This window comes from Microvirga puerhi, assembly GCF_020089865.1.
Lineage (GTDB): Bacteria > Pseudomonadota > Alphaproteobacteria > Rhizobiales > Beijerinckiaceae > Microvirga > Microvirga puerhi.
In genome coordinates this window covers 116785-134624 of record NZ_JAIRBM010000007.1, presented here as the reverse complement: position 1 = coordinate 134624, position 17840 = coordinate 116785, and the positions used below count along the sequence as shown (strand labels likewise).

Annotated in this window: 16 protein-coding genes; 5 read left to right on the top strand and 11 right to left on the bottom strand. The window is 61.9% G+C overall.

Annotated features, from left to right (window positions below; genetic code table 11):
- Positions 1–49 precede the first annotated feature (49 nt).
- The 3 genes from K9B37_RS11415 to K9B37_RS11405 form a co-directional block, all read right to left on the bottom strand.
- Positions 50–1999, bottom strand: coding sequence for an FRG domain-containing protein (locus tag K9B37_RS11415; RefSeq protein ID WP_224313203.1), 1950 nt, complete (start codon positions 1997–1999; stop codon positions 50–52).
- 346 nt (positions 2000–2345) lie between these two features.
- Positions 2346–3902 (bottom strand): glutamine-hydrolyzing GMP synthase, encoded by a 1557-nt coding sequence (gene guaA / locus K9B37_RS11410; RefSeq protein WP_224313202.1) that lies wholly within the window; start codon positions 3900–3902, stop codon positions 2346–2348.
- 53 nt (positions 3903–3955) lie between these two features.
- On the bottom strand, positions 3956–5254 hold the full coding sequence (locus tag K9B37_RS11405; RefSeq protein WP_224313201.1) for an RsmB/NOP family class I SAM-dependent RNA methyltransferase: 1299 nt from the start codon (positions 5252–5254) through the stop codon (positions 3956–3958).
- 120 nt (positions 5255–5374) lie between these two features.
- On the opposite strand from K9B37_RS11405, the gene K9B37_RS11400 reads away from it, so the two are divergent.
- Complete coding sequence (locus tag K9B37_RS11400) at positions 5375–5527, top strand: hypothetical protein (RefSeq protein ID WP_224313200.1); 153 nt, start codon at positions 5375–5377, stop codon at positions 5525–5527.
- 86 nt (positions 5528–5613) lie between these two features.
- Here the strand turns inward: K9B37_RS11400 and K9B37_RS11395 are convergent, their stop codons facing one another.
- Complete coding sequence (locus K9B37_RS11395; RefSeq protein ID WP_224313199.1) at positions 5614–6045, bottom strand: MAPEG family protein; 432 nt, start codon at positions 6043–6045, stop codon at positions 5614–5616.
- A gap of 22 nt (positions 6046–6067) precedes the next feature.
- Positions 6068–7558 carry an IMP dehydrogenase gene (gene guaB / locus K9B37_RS11390; protein ID WP_224313198.1) on the bottom strand — a complete coding sequence of 497 codons (1491 nt, stop codon included), beginning with the start codon at positions 7556–7558 and terminating at the stop codon, positions 6068–6070.
- Positions 7559–7733: 175 nt separating this feature from the next.
- On the opposite strand from guaB, the gene K9B37_RS11385 reads away from it, so the two are divergent.
- Together K9B37_RS11385 and K9B37_RS11380 are read left to right on the top strand one after the other, a co-directional pair.
- Positions 7734–9170 (top strand): DHA2 family efflux MFS transporter permease subunit, encoded by a 1437-nt coding sequence (locus K9B37_RS11385; protein WP_224313197.1) that lies wholly within the window; start codon positions 7734–7736, stop codon positions 9168–9170.
- A gap of 36 nt (positions 9171–9206) precedes the next feature.
- Positions 9207–10064, top strand: coding sequence for a dienelactone hydrolase family protein (locus K9B37_RS11380; protein ID WP_439651714.1), 858 nt, complete (start codon positions 9207–9209; stop codon positions 10062–10064).
- Between the two features lie 64 nt (positions 10065–10128).
- Here K9B37_RS11380 and K9B37_RS11375 read toward each other — a convergent pair whose 3' ends face one another.
- The 6 genes from K9B37_RS11375 to efp form a co-directional block, all read right to left on the bottom strand.
- A complete protein-coding gene (locus tag K9B37_RS11375) occupies positions 10129–10626 on the bottom strand; it encodes a hypothetical protein (RefSeq protein WP_224313196.1) in 498 nt (165 codons plus the stop codon).
- A 176-nt stretch (positions 10627–10802) separates the two neighbouring features.
- Positions 10803–11738 carry a Gfo/Idh/MocA family protein gene (locus tag K9B37_RS11370; RefSeq protein ID WP_224313195.1) on the bottom strand — a complete coding sequence of 312 codons (936 nt, stop codon included), beginning with the start codon at positions 11736–11738 and terminating at the stop codon, positions 10803–10805.
- Between the two features lie 56 nt (positions 11739–11794).
- Positions 11795–12481, bottom strand: coding sequence for an RlmE family RNA methyltransferase (locus K9B37_RS11365; protein ID WP_224313194.1), 687 nt, complete (start codon positions 12479–12481; stop codon positions 11795–11797).
- Positions 12478–13533, bottom strand: coding sequence for a Ppx/GppA phosphatase family protein (locus tag K9B37_RS11360; protein ID WP_439651713.1), 1056 nt, complete (start codon positions 13531–13533; stop codon positions 12478–12480). Before K9B37_RS11360 ends, K9B37_RS11365 begins: the two co-directional genes overlap by 4 nt.
- A gap of 175 nt (positions 13534–13708) precedes the next feature.
- Positions 13709–14893 carry an aminotransferase gene (locus tag K9B37_RS11355; RefSeq protein ID WP_224313192.1) on the bottom strand — a complete coding sequence of 395 codons (1185 nt, stop codon included), beginning with the start codon at positions 14891–14893 and terminating at the stop codon, positions 13709–13711.
- Between the two features lie 111 nt (positions 14894–15004).
- Entirely contained in the window at positions 15005–15619 is a 615-nt protein-coding gene (gene efp, locus K9B37_RS11350) for an elongation factor P (protein WP_224313317.1), read from the bottom strand.
- Positions 15620–15719: 100 nt separating this feature from the next.
- Between efp and epmA the strand changes: the two genes are divergently transcribed.
- Both epmA and K9B37_RS11340 read left to right on the top strand, forming a co-directional pair.
- On the top strand, positions 15720–16787 hold the full coding sequence (gene epmA / locus K9B37_RS11345; protein WP_224313316.1) for an EF-P lysine aminoacylase EpmA: 1068 nt from the start codon (positions 15720–15722) through the stop codon (positions 16785–16787).
- A complete protein-coding gene (locus K9B37_RS11340) occupies positions 16784–17836 on the top strand; it encodes a lysine-2,3-aminomutase-like protein (protein ID WP_224313191.1) in 1053 nt (350 codons plus the stop codon). Before epmA ends, K9B37_RS11340 begins: the two co-directional genes overlap by 4 nt.
- Positions 17837–17840: the final 4 nt, after the last annotated feature.

The following is a 17840-nucleotide window of genomic DNA, read 5'->3' as shown; positions in this document are numbered from 1 at the left end:
TGCTACGAACCATCTCGGCGATTCCGTTGGCGCGCGCACGATGTTCGGCTCATCCGGGCCAGTCGGGCTGGTTTCGTCCGCGACGTTCAATTTCAGCGTTGCTTTCAAGGAGTTCGCGCCAGAAGACTTGAAAAAGGTCTTGGATCTCGGCAAAGGGGACACCATTGATCTCCGTCAGTCGGTTGTTGGCAATAGCCCAGATGTGAAGGGCACCCAGCCCTTGACCTTCCCAGATATCTCTAGGATGCCTCTCTTTGGGCGTATCGAAGTCACGCACCCCAGGAATGACATCGAGCACCGAGATGCCTCCAATTCTGACGATCATCTGGCACTGTTCAATTACTTCATCGATCTCCCAGATTTCGCGAGCATCGGCACTATAATCGGTAAACTTCACAGTGAAGGGTTTGCTACCGCTTAGAATGGCAGGAAGGCACGAGATGAATGTCTCCTCAATATCATCCTCATCCATGTCGGACGAAATGAGAACCACATGATCGACATCGACTTCGGTCGCGATTGGTGAATGGAAGCGATAGCTCGACAGGGTGACGAAACCGAGCAGCGCAGGGTTAAAAGAGATCGCCCAAAGATCGCTCAACTGCCGATCTTCGCCTTCGAGGCACGACTTCCAATACCAGCCGATGCATGACGGGATGAATTCCTCAACAAACATCCGGGCGAATTTGCCGAAATCGAAGAGCACCCAAGGATCGACGACATAGTTTGTGAGGAAAAGAGGGTCTACCGCGACCCTTCTTCGTGCATAAGCAGTCAAGATTCCGTGATAGCTGTCATGAAAGGCTCCCATCAGGCTCTTTCTCGAAACCATCGCAGAATCCAAATGACCTCCGATTGGTGCAACATCTATCGTTTTGATTTCACCCCACAGTAACTTCTCCCAATCCGTTTCGGGATGCTCAAGTCGCCAAAGCAGCGCTACGGCGGTTGTAGCAAGGCAACGAACGATGCTCTGCTCCGGATAAGGATGAACCCTCAGCCCGTCCCAGCAACGGTTGAGAAGTTCCGTCGCTATTGGGGATTCGACTGGATAGTGATCGATCACGATCTCGAAGTCGAACGGCTGCTTATCAGTCCGGTAGCGGTCGAGGATGGCAGAAATACGCGCTTCCAGGCAATTGAAGGTCTCGTGGATAGATAGCCCCCGCGGCAGCGCTACCTGACGGCGGCTGTCCGATCCCGGACTTATCACCTCGTTATCGTCTTGGAAAACCCAGCCGACCTCCCAATTCATCCATCCAGGGGCGAATTCAGGCATAGCACGCCATCGCGCAATGCCCGGATAGGTGTAGCGCCTGATCATGAAGCGGCGACTTGAGTCGGAAAAGCCGCCCAGCATGTCAGCGATCATGTGGCGATACACCCACTGATCGATCACGATCTCAAGGGCGCTCTTGCGCGGCGGATATATGGTCCGCCGTTCGTCCTCGCGGAGGAGCCTCGCGGGGAAATGGACTCGAATCGCGAAAGCGCGGAGCAAGTCGACGTCGGATTCTGTCAGAACTTCCAGGAACAACCCCTTCTGTGCCTTGAGACGCCACAAATTCGCAACGTCGAGCTCATGGAGGGCAAAAGCCGGCAGATTCTTGAGGTCGTCCCGTCTGAAGCAATAGATGACGGCCTGCACATTAGGGGCACTCTCGCTCGATACGGCCGCGAAGATGGCAGCTGTTTCGGGATCAGTTGTAAGATCAAGATAGGGCGTGGGTATTCCGTAGTGCTGGGCAATAGCGATAATCTGCTGATCGTCCCCCCAATAGCGACCCATCTGTGGTACAGCATTCGCCCATTCGATAAATTGCGTCAGGATTGCAACAGCCTTTTCGCGCTGAAGATCGTCCCCGCGAAAGAGGCTCGGCGTGATCCTTGGCCAGTCCTTCGTTTGCCCCCGAAACAGATCGGCCGTCCCGGCTTTCGTAAGCTCGCGGCAAAAGGCGAGAGCCTCATTTGCACTATCGAAATAATGATCGCTCTCCATTTGCACTCCGTTTTGGCGCCGACAGCTCAGCCAAGGTACTGAAAATACGGCATCGAAACGGAGTTTTCTGTTTCTATTAAAGTATCGTCAGATCATGAATGGGGGTGGCGGTAAGTTTCTAGGGCGTTAGGTCCCACAAGGACAATACCGTCAAAAGTACCTTCAACTTGACCCATCACTTTTGCGTCCAGCAAATTACCGATGTTCGAAAAGATCCTAGAGAGCAATGACTTAGGATACCAAAGGCATTGGTTGAAAATGCAATACAGATAGTGAATTGAACTACCCGCAAATCGTCGTTTTTCTCTGGAAAATTGCAACGTACTGCTCCAGACTCGACTCTCCCTCACTCCCATTCAATCGTGCCGGGTGGCTTGGAGGTGATGTCGTAGGTGACGCGGTTGATGCCCTTCACCTCGTTGATGATGCGGGTCGCGACATTGCCGAGGAAGGTCATGTCGAAGGGGAAGAAGTCGGCGGTCATGCCGTCGACGGAGGTGACGGCGCGTAGGGCGCAAACGTGGTCGTAGGTGCGCCCATCGCCCATGACGCCGACGGTCTTGACCGGCAGCAGCACGGCGAAAGCCTGCCAGATATCGTCATAGAGGCCGGCCTTGCGGATCTCGTCCAGATAGATCGCATCCGCCTTGCGCAGGATCTCGAGCTTCTCGCGGGTGATCGTGCCCGGCACGCGGATGGCGAGACCCGGACCGGGGAACGGATGACGGCCAACGAAGGCTTCGGGCAGGCCGAGCTCGCGGCCGAGCACCCGCACCTCGTCCTTGAAGAGCTCGCGCAGAGGCTCAACGAGCTTCATCTTCATCCGCTCGGGCAAGCCACCCACATTGTGATGGCTCTTGATGGTCACGGAGGGACCGCCGGTGAAGGACACGCTCTCGATGACGTCCGGATAGAGCGTGCCTTGCGCGAGGAAGTCCGCCCCGCCGATCTTGCGGGCCTCTTCGTCGAACACATCGATGAAGAGCTTGCCGATGGTCTTGCGCTTGACCTCCGGATCCGACACGCCTTCGAGCGCATCGATGAACAGGTTCTGCGCCTGAACGTGCACGAGCGGGATGTTGTAGTGATCCCGGAACAGGCTGACCACCTGATCGGCTTCGCCCGCACGCAGCAACCCGTGGTCGACGAAGACGCAGGTCAGCTGGTCGCCGATCGCCTCGTGGATCAGCACCGCCGCCACGGCGGAATCGACGCCGCCGGACAGACCGCAGATCACCCTGCCCTTGCCGACCTGGGCACGGATCCGTTCGATGGCTTCATCGCGGAACGCCTTCATGGTCCAGTCACCGCGACAGCCGGCGATGTCGCGAACGAAGTTGCGGATCAGCTGCTCGCCTTGAGGCGTATGCACCACTTCCGGATGGAACTGCACCGCGTAGAACTTGCGGTCTTCGTCCGCCGTGATGGCATAGGGCGCATTGGGCGAGGCTGCGAGAGGCTCGAACCCTTCGGGCAACTTGGTGACGCGGTCGCCGTGGCTCATCCAGACCGGATATTTCTTCCCGACCTGCCAGACGCCCTGATAGAGCGGGCTCTCGGTCAGGATCTCGATCTCGGCGCGGCCGAATTCCGAATGATGACCGCCCTCGACCTCACCGCCGAGCTGCGCCGCCATCGTCTGCTGGCCGTAGCAGATGCCGAAGACCGGGACATCGGCGCCAAAAAGCTCCTGCGGCGCCCGAGGCGAGGTCTCCATCGTGACGGATTCTGGACCGCCGGACAGGATGACGCCCTTGGGCTTCATCTCCCTAAAGGCCTCGGCTGCTTTCTGGAACGGCACGACCTCAGAATAGACCCCCTCCTCGCGCACCCTGCGCGCGATGAGCTGGGTCACCTGGGAGCCGAAGTCGATGATCAGGATCTTGTCGTGGGACTGGGTCATGGATGAGTCTTGGGCCTATGAACGAAAGCGGCGGTGGCGAGCATGCGGCTCACTTATGAACTTCTGACGAGAACGGCAACGTAGAAGCCGTCCGTACTGGTGCGCAGCGGGGTCATCTGCCAACCGTAACGGGTTTGCCGAAGGACCTCCTTCAGCTTCCCCAGACCGGCGGCATCCAGGATTTCCCCATGCGACAGAGGCTGGAATCCGTCAGTGCGATCGAGGAAGGCCGCGAGAGAGTCGTCATTCTCCTCCGGCAGGATGGAGCAGGTCACATAGACGATACGCCCGCCTGGCTTCGCCAGCCGGGCCGCCCGATCGAGCACGGCCGACTGTTCCTTACGCCGGACTTCCAGGCTGCCGGGCCGCAGCCGCCATTTGGCGTCCGGATTGCGCCTCCACGTCCCGATGCCCGTACAGGGAGCATCCACCAGGACGCAATCGATCCGCCCGTCGAGATCGGAGATCGCGTCGGCTCCGCCGCGCGGCGTTCGGACCTGGACATTGCGGACACCTGCCCGCGTCAGGCGCTCGTGAATGGGGGCCAGACGCCGGGCATCATTGTCGGTCGCATAGATCTGGCCGTGATTGTCCATCATGGCGGCGAGCGCCAGGGTCTTGCCGCCGCCGCCGGCGCAGAGGTCGACGACCTGTTCGCCCGGCTGGACCGCCGACAGAAGCGCCGCGAGCTGCGATCCCTCGTCCTGGATCTCGACCCAGCCCTTCAGGAATTCCGGCTCCGCCTGGATCGCGGGACCGCGGCCGTCCTCACCGGGGGCGATCCTAAGGCCGAGGGGCGAATGCGGCGTCTCGATGGCACCGAGATGCGGCAGCGCATCGTGCGCTTCTTCCCGCGACGCGACCTTGAGCGTGTTGACCCGCAGATCGAGGGGAGCGCGCGCCGTCAGCGCCTGCATCTCGGGCACCACATCCTCGCCAAACATGCGATGCAAGGAGGGCGCGATCCATTCCGGGAAATCGCCCGCATCGGCCTCGGAAGCTCCGTCGAGGCTAGCACTCGCGAGCCTTTCGCGCTCGGCATCTGTCAACGGTTCAGGGGCGAAGCGCTCGCCGGAAAACAGGCGAGCGATGGCGTCCGGCTCCAATTCTTTCTGGAGACGAAGCATGCCGAGCGTGACGGCGCGCGGCGACTTATCCCCCATGATCCACGCCGCCGACGCCTTCCGGCGCAACGCATCATAGACGAGGCTCGCAATGGCGGCCCGATCCTTCGAGCCAGCGAAACGGTGGGACAGGCCCCAGTCCTTCAACGCATCCGTCGCCGGACGGCGACGAGCGTCGATATCGGTCAGGACCTCGATGGCGGCGGCGATGCGGGCGGCGGGTGTCATAGGAATACAACACCTAAGCTTGGCCGTGGAAAAGACACGATGTTACCTCCGTCCGGTCGCGATCCGGATCGTATGGAGAGACGCGCATGTATGTCGCATGCGGACTTGGAGCCTCTACTGATGTCGATCAAGCTGACTCGCATTCTTGCCGTCGGTCTCACTCTCGCCATTGCGGCCTGTGCCACGACGCCGCCGCCCGTTGCGGATATCAATCCGCCGCCGCGCAAGGTCGCAGATGCCAAGACCCAGCTCGAAAGCGGTCGCCGTTACTAAAAGCGATGGCGGGATGGGCTTTCTCCCCATCCCGCACATCTTCGAAAGACGGACCAGAGGCGGATCGAAGCCCGCCGGTCCCAAGATCAGACGCCGAGTTCCGCGGCGAAGATCCTCAGGGCGAAGATGATCCACATCAGCAGCAGGATCAGAACTCCCGCCACAAATGCCCTGAAGCGCTGTGGAACCCGGTTCGACGTCACATGGATGCCCGCATGGACGAGGCGCGTGACCACGAAGAGCCAGGACATCACGACGAAGATGAGATCCGCCTTCTTGGTAATCAGCGCCAGAGCCACGATGGCATAGAACAGAACCGGCAGCTCGAACTGGTTCTGATAAGCGTTGGCGATCTTCTGCACGCCGCCCGGCCAGTTGCGCTCGCCGAGGGCGATGTCCGGAATCTTCACCTCGCCCGCGCGAAGCGCTCCGTAACGGGAACGCCCCATCCAGAACAGGATGACGAAGGTCAGCCCGACCTGGACGAAGACGGGGAGAAGAACGGCGGTGATGCTCATGGACGACCCTTAATGCTCAAGCTTAGCTGCGGGTCGGATAATTAGGGCTTTCCCGGGTGATCGTCACGTCGTGTACGTGGCTTTCACGCAGGCCCGCACCCGTGATCCGGATGAACTGGGCCTTCTCCTGGAATTCAGGCAGGGTCTTTGCCCCAACATAACCCATCGAGGCGCGGAGGCCGCCGGCGAGCTGGTGCAGCACGGCGGAGACCGGTCCCTTATAGGCCACCTGCCCTTCGACTCCTTCCGGCACCAGCTTGAGGGTGTCGCGAACCTCGGCCTGGAAGTAGCGATCTGCCGAGCCCCGGGCCATGGCACCGACCGAGCCCATGCCGCGATACGCCTTGTAGGAGCGGCCCTGATAGAGGAACACCTCGCCGGGCGTCTCGTCGGTCCCGGCCAGGAGCGAGCCGACCATGACCGTGGATGCGCCCGCTGCCAAGGCCTTGGCGAGATCGCCCGAGACCTTGATGCCGCCATCGGCGATCACCGGGATGCCTGCTTCCGACGCCGCCTCGACCGCTTCCATGATGGCGGTGAGCTGCGGGACGCCGACGCCTGCGACGATGCGGGTGGTGCAGATGGAGCCAGGACCGATACCGACCTTCACGGCATCGGCACCGGCATCGATCAGCGCCTTGGCGCCTTCACGAGTGGCGACGTTTCCGGCAATGACCTGCACGGCATTGGAAAGCTTCTTGACCCGGGTCACGCTCTCCAGCACGCGGACGGAATGGCCGTGAGCGGTATCGACCACGATGACGTCCACGCCGGCGTCGATCAGGAGCTCGGAGCGCTCGAAGCCCTGCTCTCCGGTGGTCGTCGCAGCCGCGACGCGGAGACGGCCCTGCTCATCTTTGGCGGCATTGGGATGGGCGACCTGCTTCTCGATGTCCTTGACGGTGATCAGCCCGATGCAGCGGTAATGGTCATCGACGACAAGAAGCTTCTCGATGCGGAACTGATGGAGGAGACGGCGCGCCTCGTCCTGGTTCACGCCCTCACGGACGGTGATCAGCCGGTCCTTGGTCATCAGCTCGGAAACGGGCTGGGACGGGTTGTTGGCGAAGCGCACATCGCGGTTGGTGAGAATACCGACAAGCTTGCCCTTGGAGCCGCTGGGACCGCGCTCCACAACAGGAATGCCCGAGATCCCATGATGCTTCATCATGGCGAGAGCATCGGCCAGAGTCTCGTCCGGATGAATGGTGATCGGGTTCATGACCATGCCCGACTCGTAGCGCTTCACGAGACGGACCTGTTCGGCTTGCGCTGCCGGATCCAGGTTACGATGAAGGACGCCGATGCCGCCGGCCTGCGCCATGGCGATGCCCATGCGCCCTTCCGTCACCGTATCCATCGCAGAGGCGATGATCGGAAGATTGAGGCGGATGGACTGGGTGAGCTGCGTCCCGACATCGACTTCGCCGGGAAGGACTTCGGAGCGTCCGGGCCTCAGCAACACATCGTCGAAGGTCAGTCCCTCGATGAGACGATCGGCGATTGAGGCCATGGCCAACTCCTTGATGAGAGAAATGGATCCGCGCTGTCGGCAGCGACGAGTTGGCGAGGGTCCGTAGCATGGGCGGAACTTTTCGCAAAGCGGTAAATCCCTGTTGGAAAAGAAGATCTGCCGTGCAGCCTCAACTCTTTGCAAGACGCCGCGAAGGCGCTAAGTGCCAGAGGTCATGCGCCCATCCCGGCTCCTCCCCCTCATCATCGCGACTGCGCTGTTCATGGAGAACACGGACTCTACCGTGATCGCCACGTCGCTACCGATGATCGCTCAGGACATCGGTGAGGACCCAATCGCCCTCAAGCTTGCCCTCACGTCCTATCTTGTGGGCCTCGCGATCTTCATCCCGATCTCGGGTTGGATGGCGGACAAGTTCGGATCGAAGACTATTTTCCGCGCTGCCATCGCGGTGTTCATGGCGGGCTCCCTCTCCTGTGCCGCAGCCGGTTCGCTTGAAGGATTCGTCCTGGCCCGCTTCGTTCAGGGCATAGGCGGTGCCATGATGGTACCGGTCGGGCGTCTCGTCCTGCTGCGGAGCGTCCCGCGCAACGAGGTGGTACAGGCCCTCGCGACCCTGACCATACCGGCGCTCATAGGGCCCATCGCCGGGCCGCCACTCGGCGGCTTCATCACCACCTATTTCGACTGGCGCTGGATCTTCTTCATCAACATCCCGATCGGCGTTCTCGGCATCGTGCTGGCCACGATCTTCGTCCCCGAGATCAAGGAGGAGGACACGCCTCCCTTCGATTTTCTGGGCTTTGTTCTGGCCGGCGCGGGCTTTGCCCTTCTGATGCTCGGCTTCGCGTCGGGCGGACGCCACCTGATTCCGCCGATTATCTCGGGAGCCTGCGTCATCATCGGCGCCATCAGCCTCGTCCTCTTCGTCCGGCATGCGCGGCGGACGCCCCACCCGGTGCTTCAGCTCGGACTCCTGAAGCTGCCCACCTTCCGAGCGAGCGTCACCGGCGGCTCCGTGTTCCGGATCGGCATCGGAGCCATTCCCTTCCTGCTGCCCCTGATGTTCCAGGTCGGCTTCGGCCTTACGCCTCTCGCTTCCGGCTCGCTGACCTTCATCGCCGCCGTCGGCGCGCTGTTCATGAAGACCCTGGCCAAGCGGATTCTGGAGCATGTGGGCTTCAGGCGCCTTCTCACGATCAATGCCATCATTGGCGCAGCTTTCCTCGCCGCCAACGGCTTCTTCACGCCCACCACGCCCCATTGGCTGATCATGATCATCCTTTTCGTCGGCGGGTGCTTCCGATCCCTGCAGTTCACGAGCCTCAACGCCATCGCATATGCCGAGGTCTCGAACCGCGACATGAGCTCGGCGACGAGCCTGTCGGGCGTCGCACAACAACTAGCTCTCAGCATGGGTGTCGCGCTCGGCGCCTTCGCCCTCGAAACGGCGTCCCAGCTCCACGGCTCGCCGACGATCGTGGCCAAGGATTTCGGCCCGGCCTTCTGGATCGTCGCAGCGATCGCAAGCCTGTCGACCTTCGCCTTCATGAGACTGCCCCACGATGCCGGAGCCGAGATGTCCGGTCACAAAGCTTTGAAGCGTCAACAGCCCGCCACCGGCTTGGGCGATGGGATCGAAGCGCCTTAAGGTTGAGCCCCCGACGCCAAGACCTGGGAGGCTCCGTTGGACCAGCGCATCATCGACCTTTACGACAACTTCACCCATGGCGGCATGAATCGCCGCACGTTCCTCGACCGGCTCGCCAGTCTCGCGGGCAGCGTCGCGGCGGCAACCGCCATTCTGCCCGTCCTTCAGAACAATTATGCCAAGGCCGACACCATCCAGGAGAACGATCCGCGCATCACGGCGGAAATGGTCGACATTCCGGGCGTACAGGGTCTGAAGGGCTATCTCGTCCGCCCCAAGGGCAGCAGCGACAAGCTCCCCACCGTCCTGGTCATCCATGAGAACAGGGGCCTCAATCCTCACATCAAGGATGTGACACGGCGCCTGGCGACCGAAGGCTTCATCGCGCTGGGGCTCGACTACCTGTCTCCGAAGGGCGGCACGCCTGCGGATGAGGACAAGGGTCGCGACATGATCGCGGAACTCAAGCAGCCGGAGATCCTCGCCTCCAGCCGGGCGGCGGTCGCATACCTGAAAAACGTGTCGGGTGGGAACGGAAAGGTCGGCGCCGTAGGCTTCTGCTGGGGTGGTGGCGCGGTCAACAACCTCGCGGTGGCAGACCCGGATCTCTCGGCAGGGGCTGCCTATTATGGCGCCCAGCCGAAAGCGGACGATGTGCCGAAGATCAAGGCCGCTCTGATTTTGCACTACGGTGGTCTGGATGACCGCATCAACGCAGGAATTCCGGCCTACGAGGAAGCTCTCAAGAAGGCCGGCAAGACCTATGAGGTCTATGTCTACGAGGGTGCCAACCACGCCTTCAACAATGACACCAACACCGCCCGCTACGACAAGGAAGCAGCGGATCTCGCCTGGCGCCGGACAGTCGCGTTCCTGAAGAAGTACGAGGTCTGATGAACAGACCGGTCGGTCGCGGCGAACGACTGTTCCTGCGACCGACCTCAAAGCGCGGTGCTCGCTAGCCTTTCAGATGCGCATTGCACTGAGAGTAATAGCCGCCGCCCTTCTCGATCCATTTGAGGCCGCCATTGCCGTTGGCGCCACCGGCCTGGTTGGCCTTGTATTGGTCGAGGCAGGTATGCATGCGGGCCTTTCCGGCCGATTCAGAGGAATATTTCGTCGAGACGGCGGACGGGAAGACCGCATTCCCTTTCATGGCCGGCGCAGCCGGCTGAGCAGTTACGGCGCTCGGCTGCTTCTGAGGAGCCGCGACGGCTCCGGTGGTAGCAGGCGCGGCGGGGCTCGTCGTCGTTGCGGCGGCTCCCGGTGCGTTCGCAGCGCATTGCGTCTTCCGGAAGTCGTTCCACTTCATGGTCCCCAAAGTCCCGGCGGACTGAGCTTCCTTATACTTGGCACTGCATTCCTTCATGGTGAGCGCAGATGCCGGCGCCGCCGACAGCCCGACGGCTCCGATGGCGCAGGTTAGAAGGGTGGAAAGGAAAAGATGCCGTTTCATGATTGATCGACCCCATTTCAAGTCCGCACTCCTCAGGCCCTACCGAGAGGGGCAGCGCCGCGGACGATGGGCCGTCTGTCGATGCCGGCGAACACCCGCCACGCTCCCGCCATGCCTCGGCAGGCGAGTGCGTAAACTATGCCGATACGGCGCAATAGGTTCCGCAGGGGCCGATTCTAGTCCTGGAATGGCTCGACCTGGACTCTTCGCCCGATCATGAAGGCATCTCCCACCAGCCGGAATGGGGCCTCGTCCACTTCCGACTGTCCTGAAGCCAACAACTCCTCGAAGCGGCGATAGATCTGGGGATATTCATCGTCGCTCTCGTCCGCAACGATTTCCCCGTCGACCTCAAGGCGCCGGCCGCCGAGGGACAGCTTCATCAGGGGACCGCCTTCGCAATCGATCTCGATATCCCATGTCTGAGGGCCGGTCTGGCGCCAGTCGAAGACGGCCCGAAGATCGGCCCCCTCCACGCCGGTCGAGAACTGAAGCTCCGCCGCGATGGGAGCGTCCCGGTTCGCCGGGAACTGGAGATCCGATTGCTTGATGAAAACCGGTTGCGGCATGATCTTGGTGACGATCGACAGCGCGTTGATGCCGGGATCGAAGACGCCGAAGCCGCCCGCCTGCCAGATCCACTGCTGGCCCGGATGCCAATGGCGCACGTCCTCCTTCCAGGTGACGACGAGGCGTTTCACGGTTCGCCCGGCGAGCGTGTCCCGAGCGATGTCGACGCCCTTGTTGTATTGCGCATGCCATGTCGTGAAGACCACCTTGCGCATGTCGTGACCGATGCGCCGGAGATCTTCGAGTTCGCTCAAAGTCGCGGCAGGCGGCTTCTCGAGCAGCACATGCTTTCCCGCCTCCAGCGCCTCACGGGCAATGGTATGTCGGACCTGGGGCGGTGTGCAGATGGCGACGGCGTCGAGATCCCGAAGGTCTCGAAGCATCTCGCGGTAATCCGTGAAAGTATGCTTTGCCTCGTTGGGCTTCAGGCCGCGCTGACTCGCGACTGCCGTCAGCTCGAAATTGGGATTCGCGCGGATGGCAGGGAGGTGCTGATCCTGTGCGATCTTGCCGAAACCGATGATGCCCACCTTATAGACCATGCGCCCTTCCCCTTCGTTTTCGCACTGGAGAAACGGTCGCGTCGGGTGGACGCCGCCTACCTCGCAGTGCCGCGAAAACCGGTAGCCATCACATAGAGCTCAGACGAATCCGCGCGACTTGCCGCAGGCTTTACGTGCCGCACGACTGCAAAATCCCGTTTCAGATCCGCAAGGAGCTGGCTCTCTGTCCCGCCCTGAAACACCTTCGCGATGAAGACGCCGTCCGGAGCAAGAATCTCGCGGGCGAATTCGACCGCCGCCTCCGCGAGGCCCATGATGCGCAGGTGATCGGTCTTCTTGTGGCCCGTGGTGTTGGCCGCCATGTCCGACATCACGATGTCCGCCTGGCCGCCGAGCATGTCGATCAGTTTCGCAGGCGCGGTATCGTCGAGGAAGTCGAGCTGGATGAACTCCACCCCGGGAAGCGGATCGATCGGCAGAAGATCGATGCCGACGACCTTTCCCTTGGCACCGACCCTCTTCGCCGCGATCTGGGCCCAACCTCCGGGCGCGGCGCCAAGATCGACGACGCGCTGCCCCGGCTTGAGGATGTGATACTTCTCGTCGATCTCCAGAAGCTTGAACGCGGCGCGGGAACGGTAGCCCTCGCGCTTGGCCTTCGCCACATAGGGATCATTGAGCTGACGTTCGAGCCATTTCTGTGAGGAAAGGGAGCGCTTGTTCGCTGTCTTGACCCGCTGCTTCAGGGTCCGGGTGCCCGATCCGGACTTGGGAGTATTCACCGGCGATTCTCCCGCCAGACACTGTCTTCACGCATCATATTCATCAAAATTCCTTCGCGCAGACCGCGATCCGCAATCCGCAACCGATCAGAGGGAAAAGCCCGCCGGATCGCCTCCAGAATGGCGCAGCCGGCAAGCACCAGATCGGCACGATCCTTCCCGATGCAAGGGTTTGCCGCGCGCTGCTGAAAATCCGAGGCGAGCAGCCTCTCGATCACGGCCGTGATGTCCTCATTGTCCATCCACATGCCGTCGACGCGGCGGCGATCGTACCGAGCGAGGCCTAAGTGAATGCCGCCGACGGTGGTCACGGTGCCGGAAGTGCCGAGAAGGTGAAAGTTCGGTGCCCGCCCCGCTTCCGCCGCCACGAGCGCAAAATCGATCAGAAGCTCCGTGACCTCCTCGACCATGCCTTCGAAAGTCTCAGGCGTCACATCGATACCGCCACGACGCTCCGCCAGCGTGACGACGCCGACTGGGAGCGAATCCCACGCGCGAATGCGCTTGCAGGGATCGGCGAACATATGCGGAGCAACTCCGTCGAGCCACGCGATCTCCGTAGAGCCTCCGCCGATGTCGAACACGATCACCGAGTGTGCCTTGGGATCGGCCAGGGACGCGCAGCCGGTCACGGCCAGATAGGCTTCCGTCTTGCGATCGACGATTTCGAGTTCGAGGTCGAGATCGCTCCGCACGCGTTCGATAAAGGCCGATCCATTGGATGCGAGGCGGCAGGCTTCCGTTGCGACGAGACGGGCGCGCAAGACATCCTTTGCCGCCATCTTGTCACGGCAGACACGCAGGGCATCGATGGTCCGCTCGATGGCATCCGCGCTCAGATGATTGCCGAAGCCCAAACCCTCGCCAAGGCGCACGATTCGCGAAAACGCATCGACGACTCGAAAGCCGAAATGTGCAGGCTCCGCGATCAGCAGCCGGCAATTATTCGTGCCGAGGTCGAGCGCCGCATAGCTGCGCGACGGGCGCCGGCGTCCATTCCGACGGCCTTCTGGCATATGATTGCGATCCGCGCGCCATGGAGAATCCCTCATGGGCTCCGCTAGCGAAGTCGGCCGATCTCCCTCCGCGTCGACAATCGCATCGTACTTAACAGTCAAACTACTATCCCTGGCATCGGATGGATGCCTGTTGGACCGGAGAGTAACAACCCGTCCAGCCCTCTGCCAAGGGTCGGGGACAAGTTTTGAGCGGCGCAGAGGGAGAGTGTCAGAGGGAAAGATTGCGGAACCGGTCCGTCAGGCCGGCGAGCACGTCCGCGCCGACATTGGCGAAAGCGACGCGCAGATGCTGATCCTGGCCGGGACCGAAATAGCTTCCCGGCAGGCACAAGACTCCTCGCTCGACGGCCAATTTTTCGGCGACGGCCTGCGCGGATTTCCCGTCGAAGGGATGGCGCAGATAGGCAAAATAGGCGCCGACCGATTCGATGCGCCATTCCGGCAAAGGCTCCAGCGCACGGCGGAATACCTGTGCTCTGGTATTGATCTCGTGCCGATTGACCTCACGCCAGTCGCGCAGGGCGTCAATCGCCCAGGACAGAGCATTCTGCGCCGTGCGCGGCGCACAGATCTGGATGCAGTCCAGAATCTTGGCCACCTGTTCGATCAGTTTCGCATCGGCGACGACGGCGCCCATCCGATGGCCGGGAATCGCGTAGGATTTCGAGAAGGAATAAAGCTGGATCACGTTCTCCCGCCAGCTTTCGCCGGTAAAGAGCCCGTGCGCTCGATTCACCCCTTTTGGCAGGAAATCCCGATAAGTCTCGTCGATAACGAGATAAATTCCCCGACGGCGGCATAGATTCGCGAAAGCCTCGATGACATGCGCCGGATAGACCGCACCGGTAGGATTGTTGGGCGTGACGAGGACGATGGCCTTCACTTTTTCGTCGATCAGGCCCTCCGCATCTTCCACGCGTGGGACGAACCCGGCCTCTGCCCGGCACGGCAGCGGACGCGGCTCGATGCCGAGCATGTCGAGGCTCATCTGGTGGTTGAAATACCAGGGCGTCGGCAGGAGCACTGCATCGCCATGGCGGGCAAGCAGCATCATCGTGGCGAAGAAGGCCAGGTTGCATCCCGCCGTCACGGCCGTATCCGCCGCTGCAATCTTTCCCTCATAAACCTGTGAAAGCTCGGCCGCGTAAGCCTCTCGCAGCCCCTCGTCGCCGTTGATGGGTCCGTATTGTGCGCCGGCAGCCGATCCTGCCGTGGCGGCGAGACGTTCGAGCAAGCCCTGATGCGGCGCATTGCCCGGCACTGCCTGCGACAGATTGATGAGAGGACCGCGAGCACCGTCGTAACGCTTGGTCCAGGCCTGCGCTTCAGGGATAGGCGGGCTTCCGACATCCGCAACGAGAGGATTGATGGGACTGAAAGCGAGGCTCGCCATGGAAGCTCCTGGATAAAGAAAAGGATGGGCGATTCGGCGTGGATTCACCGAAAAGGCCCATCCTTTCGCGACGGTTTCCCGACGAGATGCCGGGTCTATGTCGAAGGGCGGCTAGTCCTTGGCGCGTTCCACGTAGGAGCCGTCCTCGGTCATGATCACGACCCGGGTGCCAGCCGTAATGTGGGGCGGCACCAGGGTGCGGACGCCGTTCGACAGCATGGCGGGCTTGTAGGACGACGAGGCCGTCTGGCCCTTCACCACCGGCTCGGTCTCGGCGATTTCCAGCGTGACACGGGCGGGGAGCTCGATGGCAATCGGCACGCCGTTGTGCGTCGAAAGCATCACGGCCATGCCTTCCTGGAGATAGGCCTTCTGGTCGCCGAGAATATCTTGCGGAACGGCAAGCTGGTCGTAGGTCTCGGGGTTCATGAAATGGAAGCCCTCGCCATCCTCATAGAGGAAGGTGTGCTCACGGTCCTCCACGAAGGCGCGCTCGACCTGCTCGGTGGTCCGGTAGCGCTCCGAGACCTTCACGCCGTCTGAGATGCGGCGCATGTCGAGCTGGGTGACCGGCGTGCCCTTGCCAGGGTGGATGTTCTGGGCAGTGAGGACCACATAGAGCCTGCCGTCGATGTCGACGACGTTGCCTTTGCGGAGCGTTGAGGCGATGACCTTCACGGGAAGCTTTCCTTGTGACAGATAGGCGCGTCCCGGAAGCCGGACCATCCGGTCGGTCGGGGCGCGACAGAAACCTTTTCGGTGCCGCAACTAGCCTATCTTTGCGAAATTCGCCAGCCTGCAGGCCAACCCGCGAGTGATTTCCTTGATCCGAAGTAACGCCTCGCCCGCGCCGTCCCCCTGGTGGACCGCTCACGTCCATGCGGACCGGCGGCCGTTTCTTTTGGCCCGGAACCGGATCCAGGCCGCTTTTCGCGGCTTCTTCGTGGAGCGCGATTTCGTCGAGGTCGATACGGCTACGCTGCAGGTCTCGCCGGGGAATGAGGCCCATCTCCATGCCTTCGCCACCGAAGCCCTCGGCATGAGCGGGGCGCGGACACCGCTCTTTCTCCATACCTCCCCGGAATTCGCCTGCAAGAAGCTTCTGGCCGCCGGAGAGACGAAGATTTCCTGCTTCGCCCATGTTTACCGCGATCGGGAACGAGGGAGCCTCCATCATCCGGAATTCACGATGCTGGAGTGGTACCGGGCGAATGAGCCCTATGAGAGCCTGATGCATGACTGCGCCGAGCTTCTCGGGCTGGCGGCAGAACAGGCCCGCACCCGTACCCTCACCTACCAGGGTCGCACGTCCGATCCGTTCCGGGAGCCGGAGCGGCTGAGCGTGGCCGAAGCCTTTCACCGCTTTGCCGGCATCAACCTTCTGGCATCCATCGACCGGGACGGCGCCATGGACCGGGAGCATCTGGCGGCTTCGCTCAAGGCCGCCGGGCTGCGCGTGGCTCCCGACGACACCTGGTCGGATCTCTTCAGCAAGGTCCTGGTGGAGAAAATCGAGCCCCATCTCGGCCAGGGACGCCCGACCATTCTCGACGAATATCCCGTCACCGAGGCGGCGCTTGCCCGTCCGACGAGCCACGATCCACGGGTAGCCGAGCGCTTCGAGCTCTTTGCCTGCGGCGTCGAACTCGCCAATGCCTTCGGAGAACTGACCGATCCCGCGGAACAGCGCCGGCGTTTCGAGAGCGAAATGACTGAGAAGATGCGCGTCTATGGCGAGGCCTATCCGCTCGACGAAGACTTCCTTGCCGCCCTCGCGGCCATGCCGCCGGCAAGCGGGATCGCGCTCGGATTCGATCGCCTCGTGATGCTGGCCACCGGCGCTTCGCGAATCGATCAGGTGATCTGGGCACCTGTCGCAGAGACCGCCCCATGAGCAGGCCGGAGACTCTAAGGACGGCCAGCGACCTGGTCGCAGCTGGCCTCGTGACCGAAAGTCGGGCGGTGGATGTCGAGCGGGTTTCGGAACGTTACGCCGTGGCGATCACGCCGGCGATGGCCGATCTTATCGACAGGAACGATCCGGCTGACCCGATTGCCCGGCAATTCGTCCCGGACGCCGCCGAACTCGTCACGCTACCGGAAGAACGAGCGGATCCCATCGGGGACCTCGCCCACAGTCCCGTCGAGGGGATCGTCCATCGCTATCCCGACCGCGTGCTCCTGAAGGCCGTGCATGTCTGTCCGGTCTATTGCCGCTTCTGCTTTCGGCGCGAGATGGTCGGACCGCAGGGACTTGGCACCCTGTCTCCCGAAGCCATGGACAGGGCCTTTGCCTATATCGCCGAGCATTCGGAGATCTGGGAAGTCATCCTCACCGGCGGCGATCCGCTGATTCTGTCGCCGCGTCGCCTCGCCGAGATCACGGAGCGGCTCGCGGCCATCGCGCACGTCAAGATCGTCCGGTTTCACACCCGCGTCCCCGTGGTCGCGCCGGAACGGATCGATGCCGATCTGATTGCCGCGCTCAAGGGCAGCGGCAAGACGACGTATCTTGCCGTGCATGCCAACCATCCCCGGGAATTGACGAGCGAGGCCCGCGCCGCGTGCTCCCGCCTGGCAGATGCGGGCATCGCTCTCCTGAGCCAGTCGGTCCTTCTGCGCGGCATCAACGACGATCCGGATGTTCTGGCCGAACTCATGCGCGGCTTCGTCGAGACGCGGATCCAGCCCTACTACCTGCATCATCCGGATCTCGCCCCCGGGACGAGCCATTTCCGCCTGTCGATCGCCGAGGGCCAGTCTCTGGTCGCAGGTCTGCGCGGGCGGATCTCCGGCCTATGCCAGCCGACCTACATCCTCGACATTCCGGGCGGACACGGAAAAGCGGTGATTGGGCCGAATGCCTTGCATGAAAAGGGCGGCGGTTCCTATGCGGTCTCGGATTTCAGGGGGATCGAGCACGCCTATCCGCCTGACCTGTAAAGGC